The following is an 11,946-nucleotide window of genomic DNA, read 5'->3' as shown; positions in this document are numbered from 1 at the left end:
GATGAGACGGCCTGGGACGCCCGTGAGCACCCGGATGCGCCGCCGCGACCGGACCTCGGCGACCGTACGGGCGACGCCGCCGCGCGACGGCGGGGCGCCCGGGGTCGCCTTCCTCGCCTGGACGGCGTAACACCAGGTCGGCCGCTGGGCGATCCGTGGCACACTGATACTCGGTCGTCGGCGAACGCGGAGGTGACATGGCGAGCGGAGGGCGTCGGGCCGCGGGCGCGCTCGAGGCCGAGGTCATGACCGTCCTCCAGCGGGCCGGCCGGCCGCTGAACGCCGCCGACGTGCAGTCCCTGCTCTCCGATGATCTCGCCTACACGACCGTTGTGACGATCCTGAGCCGGATGCACGCCAAGGGCCTGCTGACGCGTGAGAAGGACGGCCGGTCGTTCCGCTACGCGCCGGTCAGCGACGAGGCGGGCCTGGTCGCCCGCCGCATGCACCGCACCATGGAGGCCGAGCCGGACCGCCAGGCGGTCCTCGCGCGCTTCGTCGACACGCTGTCCGACCAGGACGAGCAGCTGCTGCGCGACCTGCTGGACGGCCGCTGACCATGGACGTCGACGCCTACCTGCCGTTCGTGTGCCCGGCGGTCGTCGCCCTGGCCGCCCACCCGCTCGCCGAGCGCCTCCCGCCCCGTACGGCCTCCTGGGTGCTCACCGTCCTCGCGGCCGGGGTGGCGGTCGCCTCGCTGGTACCCCTCTTCGCCCTGGCCCGCGGTCATCTCCTCGCCGCCCTGACGTTCGCGGCCGCGGTGGCCGGGGCGGCGTCCGCGGCGTACGGGCAGGCGCACGCCCTGCGCTCGGCCCGCCGGCGGGCGCGTGACCTGCCCGGCGACGGCGTCGTCGCGGTGGTGGCCGACGACCGGATCGACGCCTACTCCGTTCCCGGCCGGGTGGTCGTGTCGACCGGCATGCTGGACGCCCTCGACCCGGACGAACGCCGAGTGCTGTTCGCGCACGAGGCGGCCCACCTGAGCGGGCGCCACCATCTCTTCCGCGCCGTCGTCCGCGTCGCGTCGGCGGCCAACCCGCTGCTGTGGCCGATGCGGCGCGCGCTCTGGTACGCCACCGAACGCTGGGCCGACGAACGGGCGGCCACGGCCGTCGGTGACCGCGTCATGGCGGCACAGGTGATCGGCAAGGTCGCCCTCGCGTCGGGCGGGGTCTCGCCCGTTCGGATGGGCATCGGCGCCGCGCGGCCCGGACCGGTGCCCCGCCGCGTCGCCGCGCTGCTGCGCCCGCCGCCCCGCCGCCGCATCGGCCTGACCTTGGCGGCTCTGGGCCTGCTGCTGTGCTCCGGCCTCACCGCGCAGGACCTCATCGGCGACGTGAAGCACGGCCCCGCGAAGATCGACGTGGTCGCGGAACACGCGCCACACTGAGCCGGATGGAGTTCTCATGACCGAGCGGAGCGAGGGAATCGAAAGCGCGTCGGTCCTGGGGATCGGCGAAGTGCTGTGGGACATGCTGCCGTCCGGGAGGCGGCTGGGCGGGGCACCGCTCAACGTCACCGCCCAGCTGCGCCGCATGGGTTTCACGGCGACCTATCTCACCGCCGTCGGCGATGACGAGCCCGGCCGCGCCGCGCTCGCGCGGATGCGGGAGCTGGGAGTCGACACCTCGCGGGTGCGCACCGCGCCGGGAGTTCCCACCGGCCGCGCCGAGGTGGTCCTCGATCCGTCCGGCGATCCGACCTTCGAGATCGTCAAGCCGGCGGCGTACGACCTGCTGGCCGCCGGTGGGCCCGTGGAGCCCCCGGATCACGCCCCCGATGTCCTGGTCTACGGCACGCTCGCGGCCTGCCGGCCCGCGACCTTCGACGCGATCTCCCGGCTGACGTCCCACTACCCGGACGCACTGCGCGTGTACGACGTGAACCTGAGGCCCGGCTGCTGGACGCCCCGGCTCGTGGACGGCCTGGCCCGAACCGCCAACGTGCTGAAGGTCAGCGAACGCGAACTGCCCCACCTGAGCCGGTCACACGAAGGCATCGAGGAGGCCGTGCGCGACATCGCCGGCCGCTACGGCATGCGCGCCGTCGCCTGCTCCCGCGGAGCCCGCGGCGGCGCGTTGCTGTTCGACGGCGTGTTCGTGCAGCAGGCTCCGCCGCGGGTGACGGTCGTCGACGCGGTGGGAGCCGGAGACGCCTTCACCGCCGCCATGGTCGACGGGATCCACCGTGGGCTCCCGGCCGCGGAGATCCTCCGGCGGGCCAACGCACTCGGTGCTCTGGTCGCCTCTCACTCGGGAGCGCTTCCCGAGCACGCCGGCGACGCGCTGCCGGGCGCGGCCTGGCCCCGTCACGCCTGAGGCGCGCGGCCGGTCTCACGCCGGACGGTCCGCCGGGTGCGGAACGCCGTGACCATGCTGTGGACGCCGGCGGCGAAGGCGAGGACGAGGCCGGCGGTCATGACCACGTTGCCGGCCACTGTACCGGCGTTGCGCGAGGTCAGATTAGGGGTCAGCTGGCCGGCCAGGGTGCCGACGCCGGCGATCCAGAACGCGATGAACACCCCGAAGACGGCATGCCACCACCAGCGTGCGGTGACCAGCGTCAGCAGGCCGGCCACGACGATGAACGCGATGCCGGGCGGGAAGGCGACGCCGAAGGAGCGCTGGGCGTCGGCGAACTTCGACGGGTCGGCGATCCACTGGATGACCAGGCCGCCGATACCGACGAGCAGGCCGGCGAACGAGATGAGCGTGCTGCGGCTCAGACGACGGTGACGAAACATGATTGATCCCTTCGCGGTGGGGTCAGCGAGATGGGCGGCGGGCGTGGACGGTCGAGGCCACGGCGAAGACGACGGCGGCGGCGAAGCCGAGCATCTGCAGCCAGCCGGCGGTGAAGTCCAAGGCGCGGTCCGGCTGGATCAGCCGGTGCGCGAACCCTCCTGCGGCGAGTCCTCCGAAGAGGAAGAAGGCGCTCATGGCGGCGATGACCAGTGGGGCGAACCTCCACCGGACCAGCGCCACCGTCACCGCGAACGCCAGGTCGATGAACGGGCCGGGCCCGTCATAGCCGGGAGCCTCGTCGCCGATGGCGGCCAGGACCAGAGCCGCGCAGGTGGCGATCAGGAATACGCGGTGCCGGCCATGGGCCCGGCCGATCGCGGACCGGGCCGGAGCGGTTCTCCCCGTGGGCGGGTCGTCGGTGTTCACCCGCCCTATCGTGGCCACGGGGGTGCCGTCGGGCGTCGGCTCCGGAGCGGCACCGAACCTACGCGGATGTGCGTACGGCGAAACGGGCCCGCCGGCGGGCGTACGAGAGGACGCGTAGTACGGCGGCGGGGCGTGACGGGCGGGCGTACGCGGAGACGCGTAGTACGGCGGCCGGGCGCGACCGGCGGGCGAACACGACCGGCCGAGCCCGACCGCGAGCGCCGGGCCCGGCCGGCGTGGGCGCGACCGGCCACCGGCCGCCCGGCCGATCCCACGGTCAGGCGCCGACGAAGCGCAGCAGTACGTGCAGGTCCTGTACGGCCTCGGAGGTGGACCAGATCGCCGTGCCCAGCACGGCGGCGGTCGCCAGGGCCGGGGTGGCGCGCATGGCGGCCGGCGGCCCGAGCAGGGCGGCGACGCGGCGGGGGACCGGGCCGGCGCCGCGGATCCCGAGGGTGGCCTCTCGCGAGCGGGCACGGCCGGCGGCCAGTGCCGCCTTGCCGACCGTGCGCGCCACGCGCCGGCGGTCGCCGGTGACCGCCGCCGCGCGTTCGTCGGCCCAGCGTTCGACGGTGTAGGCGACGGCCGTGGCGAGCGGGCGCAGCAGGGGATTGGCCGCGGCGCCGAGCTGGGCGAGGGCGACGAAGGCGTAGTGGTGGCCCGCGAGGTGGGTGCGCTCGTGCGCGAGCAGGATGGCGCGTTCCCCCGGGTCGAGGGTGTCGAGCATGCCGGTGGAGACGACGACGCGTCCGGGCAGCCCCGGCAGCGCGTACGCGTCCGGCACCGGGTCCTCGACGATCACCAGGCCGTCCGTGGCGGCCAGGCACGCGGCGTCCGTGGCGGCGCGGGCCAGGGACCGGCAGCGAATCGCGAAGACGCGTACGGCGGCGACGGTGGCCAGGGTGAGCAGCAGGCTCGCGGCGGCCGCGACCGACAGCTCGACCGGGTCCCGGCGTGCGGCGAGGTGGAGCGACCACTGCCCGAGGGCGGCCAGCACCGGGACGCGCAGCAGGCCGGTGAGGGTGAGCAGCGCCAGCGAGACGGTTCCGGCGGCGGCCAGCACGAGCGCCGAGAGGGTGAGCAGCCAGGTGGCCAGCCGAGGTTCGCAGCGTGCGGCGAGCAGGCGGGCGCCGGGCGTGGCCAGCAGCGTGAGCAGCAGCGGCAGGTAGACGGCGACGCGCATGGCGGTCCTAGTGGCCGGTGTCGAGAAGCTGCCGGAGCAGGTCCTCGTCGTCGGCCGTCAGGTCGCCGACGAAACGGGTGAGCACGGCCGCGCGGTCCGGCCGCCCGTCCAGGTAGCCGCGCATGCGCCGGGCGGCGAGGCCCGCCTCGTCGGCGACGGGGGCGTACGCGTAGGCGCGCCCGCGCGGTGTGCGGGTGAGCTGCCGCTTCGCGTGCAGGCGCGTGAGGATCGTCACCACGGTGCTGTAGGCGAGGCCGCCGCCGAGGCGTTCGATGACCTGTCCGGTGGTCATCGGTCCGTCGGCCTGGTGCAGCACGGTGAGGATCTCGGCTTCGAGTTGGCCCTTGGCGCGTCGTCGGCCCTGATCGTGGGGATGGGTCATGGTTTGTGCGTCCCTGAGGTACCTTCTACAGTGATGTAGAAATTCTATTGCATTGTAGAAGACGCGTCGAGTGTGTCATGAGCCCGGGAGGGCGGCACGGACGGGGAGAGGACCGGAACACGGCCGGTGAAGATCACACTGTTGCTCCACAACGCCTACGGCATCGGCGGGACGGTCCGTACGACGTGGAACCTGGCCGCCGCGCTCGCCGACCACCACGACGTGGAGATCGTCTCGATGCTCCGCCACCGCGCGCGCCCCCGGTTCGAGGTCGATCCGCGCGTACGGCTGGTTCCGCTGGTGGATCTGCGCGAGGGCTCACCCGACATGGCGGACCCGCGGCTGCGCGAGCCCGCGGTCGTCTTCCCGGCCGCGGAGAAGCGGTACCGGCAGTACAGCCGGCTCACCGACCTGCGAGCCGAGGAACACCTGCGCCGCTGCGCAGCCGACGTGATCATCGGCACCCGCCCCGGTATCAATGTCTACCTCGCCCGGTTCGGCCCGCGCCGTGCCCTGCGCATCGCGCAGGAGCACCTCACCCACGACGCTCACGGCAAGAGGCTGCGCGGCGAGCTGGCCCGGCGCTACGCCGAGCTGGACGCCGTGGTCACCACGACCGAGGCGGACGCCGCCGTCTACCGGGCCCGGATGCCGTTGCCGGGCGTCCGCGTGCTGGCCGTGCCCAACATCGTGCCCGAGCCGCCGATCCCGCCGTCGGACGGCACCGCGACGGTGATCGCGGCGGCCGGGCGGCTCGTCCGCGGCAAGCGTTTCGACCTGCTGATCGACGCGTTCGCGCAGGTCTCCGCCAAGTACCCCGAGTGGACCCTGCGAATCTACGGCGCCGGTCCGGAGCGGGAACGGCTCAAAGAGCTGATCGGGGAGCGCGGCCTCGAGGGCCAGGCGAGGCTGATGGGGGCGCGCTCCCCGATCGAGGCCGAGTTCGCGCAGGCGTCCATCGTCGCGTCCGCCTCCTCCGCCGAGTCCTTCGGCATGACCCTGGCCGAGGCCATGCGCTGCGGAGTGCCGGTGGTGAGCACGGACTGCCCGCTGGGCCCCGCGGAGATCATCACGCCCGGCGTCGACGGCGTGCTCGTCCCGGTCGGCGACGGCGGGGCCCTGGCCGACGCGCTCCTCGAACTCGTCTCCGACGCGACCGCCCGCCGTCACATGGGGCAGGCCGCGCTGGTCTCCGCCCGCCGCTTCGACCCCGGGCCCATCGTCGAGCGGTACGAACACCTCTTCGCCGAGCTGGCCGGGGACCGTCACGTCCGCGGATGGCGGCGTCACTCCGCGCGGTGGCGCCGCCGTCTTCGCCGCGTCCTGCCCCGCTGAGCGCAGCCCGTGAAACGGCCGCTCAGCGGAGGGGCGGCGGCGGTGGCGGGACGTACGGCGAAGGCAACGGCGGCGGGGGAGCGGCGGTCGCGGGACGGGCCCGGTTCAGGGTGTCGGTGATGCTCTCGATCCCCCGGCTGACGCCGAGGCCGACGACCGCCGCGAGGCCGACCACGAGCGTGCCGATCCAGGACGAGCCGCCGTTGTAGGCGATGATCCAGTGGATGAGCGCGAGGATCGTGACCGCGAACAGGGTGCCGAACACCCCGGCCCGCCGTCCGAAGACGCTCACCCCGCCCAGCAGCACGGCGGCGAGCGGGAGCGTCGTCAGAGTCACGGTGTCCGGCTCGGCCTGGCGAAAGAACATGAGCAGCGGAACGGCGGCCAGCCCGGCGAGGAAACTCGAGCCGGTGAGCCCGGCGAGGACGCCGAGACCGCCGCGAGGGTCGGTCCACCGCGCCGGGTCGCCCGTCCTGCGGGCACCGCCGAGCGCCCCGCGAACGCCGGGTACGAGCCACAGCGCCCCGCCGCCCACCGAGACCACGAAGAAGATCCCGTACCACATCGCGGTGGAGTACGAGCCGAACCGTATCGGGATCAGCATGCCATGGGTGATCTTGAGCATGATCGCCTGCAGGACGGCGGCGGCCCCCAGGGTCAGTGCCCAGGACGGCACGGACAACAGGACGGCCAGGGCACCGAGCAAGAGCCCGATGAACGCGGCGAGGAGGACCGCCACGAGCAGGGCGGCGAACTTCCCCCACCCGTGCCCGGTGGCGAGATAGGCGGCCAGCGTGCCGCTGAAGGCGGTGATGGTCCCGGCCGCGAGGTTCGGGGAACCGGTGCGCAGTGAGAACGCCAGCCCGGCGGCCAGCAGACCGAGGTATCCGGCCTGGCTCAGGGCCGACTCGACGCCGTGCCCGGAGGCGCCGGCGGCCACGCCGATCATCAGGACGGCGGTGACGACCAGCAGCACGCCCTCCCAGACCAGGTGCGGAAGGAGCCGGTCGCGGCCTGCGGACGCGTCCGGCGCGACCGGTCCGCCGGGACGTGCCGGCGGAGCCTGGGGTCCGTAGGCCCAGGGCGGTTGCTGCGGCTGCTGCGGGTGGTACGGCGGCGGGGGCGGCTGCCCCGGCATGCCGGACGGCGGGGGAGCCGGCGGCCGCTGCTGCGCCCACCACGGCGCCGCGCCCTGCCCCTGGGGCACGCCCGCCGGTGCGGAGGGGCGCGGCCCGGCCTGCTCACTGGAGGCGGCCTCGCGCGGACGGTCGGTCCGGGTCGCGTCGGCCGGGCCGTCGCCGGGCTCGTTCGTACGGCCGGACGTGGGCTCACCGCCGGTGAAGCCGCTCGATGGGGACTCGTCGGCCGGAGACTCGCCGGGGGGTTGGCTCACCGTCGCCTCCTCGGGGGCACGTTCATCCGCGGACATGATTCCACCCGGCGCGCCGGTGATCGAGGGATCGGCGGAAAGCGGACGCGTCCCGGGCCGGTGCGCCGTGTCGCTCAGCGGGGCGGCTCGGCGGCCGGCACGGGAAGGCGGGCGATGCCGATGACGTCGCCGTGGCCCACCGGCGCGGTGACGTGCGCGCACGGGCCGTGGGCGGTCAGGACGCCGTCACCGCCGTTCTCCGCTGACCAGGAGGACGGCGACGTCGTCGGTGAGCCCGCCGCCGTTGAGGCTCTCCGCCTCGGCGACGAGGGCGTCGAGCAGGTCCTGCCCGGTCAGGCCGTCGCTCAGCGCGTCGCGGGCGAGCGCGAGCAGGCCCTCGGTGTCGAGACGCCGGGGGCCGTCGCCGACGCGTCCTTCGATGAGCCCGTCGGTGTAGAGCATCAGTGCCCAGGCGCCGGGCAGCCCGACGGTGGACGCGGGCCACTCGGCGTCGGGGAACAGGCCGAGCGCGGGGCCGCAGTCGGCCTCCGGAAGGGCCTCGACGGTGGTGGCGTCGAACAGCAGGGGCCGGGGGTGACCGGCGCGGTACACGGTGGCGTGGGACTGGTCGGGCGCGATCGTGATCATGCAGAGGGTGGTGAAGATCTCTTCGGTCCACCGCTCGAGCGTCAGGACCTCGTCGAGCGTGCTGAGCAGGTCGCCACCGGTGAGGCCGGTCAGCACGAGCGTGCGCCAGGCCATGCGGAGCCGTACGCCGAGCGAGGCCTCGTCGGGCCCGTGGCCGCTCACGTCACCGATCATGAGGTGGACGGCGCCGTCGGGGGTCTGGATGGTGTCGTAGAAGTCCCCGCCGAGCAGGGCGCGGCGGTGGCCGGGGCGATAGCGGGTGTGGTGGCGCAGCCGGTCGTCACGGAGCCGTGGTACCGGCAGCAGGCCCTGGGCCAGCCGGGTGTTCTCCCGGCTGAGCAGGCGTGCCTCGACGAGTTCGCGCTCGGACTCTTCGGCGCGTTTGCGCTCCAGCGCGTACCGCAGCGCCCGCGCCAGCAGCGCGGGTTCGACCTCCTGCTTGACCAGGTAGTCTTCGGCGCCGGCGGCGACCGCGGCCACCCCGACCTGCACGTCGTTCAGGCCGGTCAGCACGAGCACGGCGGCACGAGGGGCCAGCGAGAGGACCTTCCGCAGCAGGTCCAGGCCGTCGGCGTCCGGCAGCGACAGGTCAACCAGCACGCAGTGGAAGGACGGGGAGCCGGCCAGCAGGTCGCGGGCTTCGGCGAGGCTGCGGGCGACGGTCAGGCCCGCGTCCAGGTCCGCCTCGTCGAGGAACTCCTGGACCAGCACCGCGTCGCCCAGGTCGTCCTCGATCAACAGGATCCGCAGCGCGTCCCGCCCCACCACCGGAACGCCCGCCGACGACGACGCGCCAAGGGTCTTCACCGGGGTCTCGGCCTCTCACGAGCCGACCGTGATGCCGGGTCTGACGTCCCGTCCGCCCCGCGAACCGTGGTCACTGTCCCACACTCCCGCTCCCTGAGCGGGAAGCCCGCTTCGATGGTGATGTGCCACGATACCGGCCGTAATTGCCGGGCGACAACAGACCGCACCGTATGTGCCACCCGGACCCACGGGCGCCGCGGACCGCCGCGTACGGCCCGCGGGAGTCCCCGGTCCGGCGCGCTGGACGGCCTCCTGGACAGACCGGCGGTTTCCGACTTTCCTGATCTCGGCAGGCCGGGTGCCGAGGCGGATGGGGAGGCGATCGGGTGGACGCGGGCACGGAGCTGACGCGTGAACGGTGGGAGGCCAACGCCGCGTACTGGGTGAAGATCATCCGGGAGGGGCGGGACCGCTACCGGACCGAGCTCACCGACGACGCCCTCCTCGACGCGGTCGGCGAGTGCGCCGGGCTGCGGGTCCTCGACGCCGGGTGCGGCGAGGGGTATCTCACGCGCCGGCTCGCGGCTCGCGGCGCGCGGGTCGCCGGGATGGACATCTGCCAGGGGCTGGTCGAGGCCGCGGCCGGGCTCGGCGGCGCGTACGCGTGTGCGAGCGTCGACGCCCTGCCCATCGGCGACCGGAGCCTCGACCTCGTCGTCTGCAACCATCTGTTCAGCCACCTGCCGGACCCGTCGGGCGCGATCGGCGAGTTCGGCCGGGCGCTGCGTGCGGGCGGGCGGCTCGTCATCCTTACGCTGCATCCGTGCTTCTACAACGAGGCCTCCGAGCGCGGCGCCGCCGACAGCGTGCCGGCGTCGCGGTACTTCGCGGCGCGCGGCATCGACCAGCACTTCGTGGTGGACGGGTTGGAGTCGCCTTCGGTCATCACGTCATGGCTGCGGCCGCTGGAGTACTACTCCACGACGCTGCGCGACGCCGGGTTCGTCATCACCGACATCCGCGAACCCCGCCCGGACGAGGAACGGCTGCGAACCGACCCGTGGTGGCGAGCGGGCTTCCCGACCCCCCTGTTCATCCTGCTCACCGCCGAACGGCGGTCATGACGAGGTCACGCTGAAGCCGTGGAGAGACGCGAACGGGCAGGGCGGTCTCTACGGCTTGCGGCCGACGCCGCCGGCCATCCAGATGCCCTTCGGCGGCGCGGTGTCCACCGGCCTGTCGGGACGCCAGGCGCGGAGGGGCACCAGGCCCGGCTCCGCCAGGTCGAAGCCGTCGAAGAAGGGGCGCACGTCGTCGAGCGTACGGGCGGCGTTCTCGCCCGGCCGGTTCAGCAGGGCCCGGTAGACGTCCTCGACCGGGGTGACGGCGTCGGGGCGGTTGTCGAACACGGCGTGGGACAGGGCGAGATGGCTGCCGCCCGGCAGCATGTCGCGCAGCAGGGCGACGCTCTTGAACGGCTCGTCCGAATGCGGGATGAACTGCAGCGCGCCGAGGATGATGACCGCGACCGGGCGCTCGAAGTCGATCAACCCGTCGTCCCGGCACCGGTCGAGCAGTTCGCGCGGGTGCAGGATGTCGCCCTCGATCACCGAGCTCGACGCGCTGTCGACCAGGATGGCGCGGGCGTGCGACAGGACGACGGGATCGTCGTCGACGTACACCGTCACGCTGCCGGGATCCTGCGACCGGGCCACCTGATGGGTGTTGTTCCGCGTGGGCAGCCCGGCGCTGACGTCGATGAACTGCCGGACGCCCCGCGCACAGAGATACCGTACGGCGCGGCCGAGGAAGCGGCGGTTCTCCACCGTCATGTCCTTGATCTCCGGAGCGATGGCGAGGAGCCGGTCGGCCGCCTCCCGGTCGGCGGCGAAGTTGTCCTTGCCGCCGAGGAAGTAGTCGTTCATACGGGCGATGTTGGCGACGCTCGTGTCGAAGCCGCCGGGTCCTCGTGCGGCTTCGCCGCTCATGTGCACCTCCCGGTCACCCTGAAACAGAGCCTATGCGTACGGAATTCGCTCATGAGCCCTCCTTCGTCGGAGGAGGGACCAGACGCGCGTGTTCTTTGATTCGCGCGCTCCGCTCGCTCATTGGTACGGTCCGGGCGTGCGGCGGGTGGCACTCGTCACGGCAGCGGCGCGTCGGAGCCGGCGACGTGGAGCGGGACGCCGCGCGTCCGCAGCGCCGTGAGCTGTTCCTCCGGCGTGTCGGAGTCGACGATGACCAGGTCGAAGGCGGTCAGCGGCGCGAGCTGGTGCAGGCCGTTCTTGGTGAACTTGCTGTGGTCCACCAGCAGCACGCGCCGGTCGGCCGAGTCCATCAGCGCGAGCTTGACCGCGACCGTCTCCTGCGACTGGTGGTAGCAGTGGCCGTTGGTGATCGCGGTCGTGGACATGAACAGCACGTCCGCGTGGAGCGACCGGATGGCGTCACAGGTGCGCAGGCCGAGGAAGGCGTCGTAGGCCGGGTAGTACGCGCCGCCGAGCGCGATCAGGTCGATGTCGGGCTTGCCGGCCAGCAGGTTGACCGCGGCCAGGAAGTTCGTGATCACGGTGAGCGGACCGCGCGACGGCAGCAGCTCGGCGACGGACAGGCCGGTGGTGCTCTCGTCGATCATGATCGAGGCGCCGGGGGAGACGAGGCCGACCGCCGCGTCGGCGAGCTTCCGCTTGGCCTCGGCCATCGCCTGGAGACGGTGCCGTACGTCGCCGTGGTACATGGCCGACGGCTGCGCGGTGGCGCCACCGCGGATCTTGCGTAGCCAGCCCTTGCTCTGCAGGACGTCGAGGTCGCGATGGATGGTCATCACGCTCACGTCGTACGCCTCGGCGAGCGCCTTGATCTGCACGAACCCCTCGTCCGCCACGCGCTGGCGGATCTTCTCCCGGCGTTCACGCGAGGCCGCGCCGTCGCTGCCGGCGGGCGCCGTCGCGTCCTCTGCCACCTGGGCTCCTTCCCCCGTGTACGCCGCAGTGTGATGTTGGCGTGGAAAGTAACATACACCCAGCTTCGCGGTCACAGCGCGGATATGGCGTGCTGGCCACCTGTCGTTGCGGTCCCGGCGTTCCGCTTCTTAACAGTTGTTAACAGCGAT

14 protein-coding genes are annotated in these 11,946 nt (G+C 73.2%); 6 read left to right on the top strand and 8 right to left on the bottom strand.

Going from position 1 to position 11,946, the window contains the following annotated elements; genetic code table 11:
- Position 1 precedes the first annotated feature (1 nt).
- From ABEA10_RS14875 to ABEA10_RS14860, 4 genes are all read left to right on the top strand, one after another.
- A complete protein-coding gene (locus tag ABEA10_RS14875; protein ID WP_345463432.1) occupies positions 2–130 on the top strand; it encodes a hypothetical protein in 129 nt (42 codons plus the stop codon).
- 67 nt (positions 131–197) lie between these two features.
- Positions 198–557, top strand: coding sequence for a BlaI/MecI/CopY family transcriptional regulator (locus ABEA10_RS14870; protein WP_345463429.1), 360 nt, complete (start codon positions 198–200; stop codon positions 555–557).
- Between the two features lie 2 nt (positions 558–559).
- Positions 560–1,390, top strand: coding sequence for a M56 family metallopeptidase (locus ABEA10_RS14865; RefSeq protein ID WP_345463426.1), 831 nt, complete (start codon positions 560–562; stop codon positions 1,388–1,390).
- A 16-nt stretch (positions 1,391–1,406) separates the two neighbouring features.
- On the top strand, positions 1,407–2,318 hold the full coding sequence (locus ABEA10_RS14860; protein ID WP_345463423.1) for a carbohydrate kinase family protein: 912 nt from the start codon (positions 1,407–1,409) through the stop codon (positions 2,316–2,318).
- Here ABEA10_RS14860 and ABEA10_RS14855 read toward each other — a convergent pair.
- The 4 genes from ABEA10_RS14855 to ABEA10_RS14840 form a co-directional block, all read right to left on the bottom strand.
- The gene (locus tag ABEA10_RS14855) at positions 2,309–2,743 is read right to left on the bottom strand and encodes a hypothetical protein (RefSeq protein ID WP_345463420.1); all 435 of its coding nucleotides are present in this window, start codon (positions 2,741–2,743) and stop codon (positions 2,309–2,311) included. The two genes, ABEA10_RS14860 and ABEA10_RS14855, sit on opposite strands and share 10 nt — an antisense overlap.
- Before the next feature lie 22 nt (positions 2,744–2,765).
- Entirely contained in the window at positions 2,766–3,170 is a 405-nt protein-coding gene (locus ABEA10_RS14850; RefSeq protein ID WP_345463417.1) for a hypothetical protein, read from the bottom strand.
- 277 nt (positions 3,171–3,447) lie between these two features.
- Positions 3,448–4,353 (bottom strand): M56 family metallopeptidase, encoded by a 906-nt coding sequence (locus ABEA10_RS14845; RefSeq protein WP_345463414.1) that lies wholly within the window; start codon positions 4,351–4,353, stop codon positions 3,448–3,450.
- A 7-nt stretch (positions 4,354–4,360) separates the two neighbouring features.
- Complete coding sequence (locus ABEA10_RS14840; protein ID WP_329237368.1) at positions 4,361–4,735, bottom strand: BlaI/MecI/CopY family transcriptional regulator; 375 nt, start codon at positions 4,733–4,735, stop codon at positions 4,361–4,363.
- A 126-nt stretch (positions 4,736–4,861) separates the two neighbouring features.
- Here ABEA10_RS14840 and ABEA10_RS14835 point away from each other — a divergent pair, with 126 nt between their 5' ends.
- Complete coding sequence (locus ABEA10_RS14835) at positions 4,862–6,070, top strand: glycosyltransferase family 4 protein (RefSeq protein WP_345463408.1); 1,209 nt, start codon at positions 4,862–4,864, stop codon at positions 6,068–6,070.
- Between the two features lie 22 nt (positions 6,071–6,092).
- Here ABEA10_RS14835 and ABEA10_RS14830 read toward each other — a convergent pair whose 3' ends face one another.
- Positions 6,093–7,463, bottom strand: coding sequence for an ABC transporter permease subunit (locus ABEA10_RS14830; protein WP_345463405.1), 1,371 nt, complete (start codon positions 7,461–7,463; stop codon positions 6,093–6,095).
- A gap of 222 nt (positions 7,464–7,685) precedes the next feature.
- Positions 7,686–8,894: a PP2C family protein-serine/threonine phosphatase gene (locus ABEA10_RS14825; RefSeq protein WP_345463402.1), complete on the bottom strand. Its 1,209-nt coding sequence runs from the start codon at positions 8,892–8,894 to the stop codon at positions 7,686–7,688.
- A gap of 326 nt (positions 8,895–9,220) precedes the next feature.
- Between ABEA10_RS14825 and ABEA10_RS14820 the strand changes: the two genes are divergently transcribed.
- Positions 9,221–9,958, top strand: a complete 738-nt coding sequence (locus ABEA10_RS14820; RefSeq protein ID WP_345463399.1) for a class I SAM-dependent methyltransferase — start codon at positions 9,221–9,223, stop codon at positions 9,956–9,958.
- Positions 9,959–10,006: 48 nt separating this feature from the next.
- On the opposite strand, the gene ABEA10_RS14815 is transcribed toward ABEA10_RS14820, so the two are convergent.
- Both ABEA10_RS14815 and ABEA10_RS14810 read right to left on the bottom strand, forming a co-directional pair.
- Positions 10,007–10,822 carry an SAM-dependent methyltransferase gene (locus ABEA10_RS14815; RefSeq protein ID WP_345463396.1) on the bottom strand — a complete coding sequence of 272 codons (816 nt, stop codon included), beginning with the start codon at positions 10,820–10,822 and terminating at the stop codon, positions 10,007–10,009.
- Between the two features lie 155 nt (positions 10,823–10,977).
- A complete protein-coding gene (locus ABEA10_RS14810) occupies positions 10,978–11,796 on the bottom strand; it encodes a DeoR/GlpR family DNA-binding transcription regulator (RefSeq protein WP_345463393.1) in 819 nt (272 codons plus the stop codon).
- Positions 11,797–11,946: the final 150 nt, after the last annotated feature.

It is taken from the genome of Actinoallomurus oryzae (assembly GCF_039541955.1).
In the GTDB taxonomy this organism is placed as follows: Bacteria; Actinomycetota; Actinomycetes; order Streptosporangiales; family Streptosporangiaceae; genus Actinoallomurus; species Actinoallomurus oryzae.
Note: the sequence above shows the minus strand (reverse complement) of the source record. Positions and strands in the feature narration are given on the sequence as shown.

Bases quoted from the DNA above. Each gene is read 5' to 3' on its own strand.
- ABEA10_RS14855 (WP_345463420.1), bottom strand. From the start codon at position 2,743: ATGTTTCGTCACCGTCGTCTGAGCCGCAGCACGCTCATCTCGTTCGCC.
- ABEA10_RS14815 (WP_345463396.1), bottom strand. From the start codon at position 10,822: ATGAGCGGCGAAGCCGCACGAGGACCCGGCGGCTTCGACACGAGCGTC.
- ABEA10_RS14840 (WP_329237368.1), bottom strand. From the start codon at position 4,735: ATGACCCATCCCCACGATCAGGGCCGACGACGCGCCAAGGGCCAACTC.
- ABEA10_RS14875 (WP_345463432.1), top strand. From the start codon at position 2: ATGAGACGGCCTGGGACGCCCGTGAGCACCCGGATGCGCCGCCGCGAC.
- ABEA10_RS14865 (WP_345463426.1), top strand. From the start codon at position 560: ATGGACGTCGACGCCTACCTGCCGTTCGTGTGCCCGGCGGTCGTCGCC.
- ABEA10_RS14870 (WP_345463429.1), top strand. From the start codon at position 198: ATGGCGAGCGGAGGGCGTCGGGCCGCGGGCGCGCTCGAGGCCGAGGTC.
- ABEA10_RS14845 (WP_345463414.1), bottom strand. From the start codon at position 4,353: ATGCGCGTCGCCGTCTACCTGCCGCTGCTGCTCACGCTGCTGGCCACG.
- ABEA10_RS14860 (WP_345463423.1), top strand. From the start codon at position 1,407: ATGACCGAGCGGAGCGAGGGAATCGAAAGCGCGTCGGTCCTGGGGATC.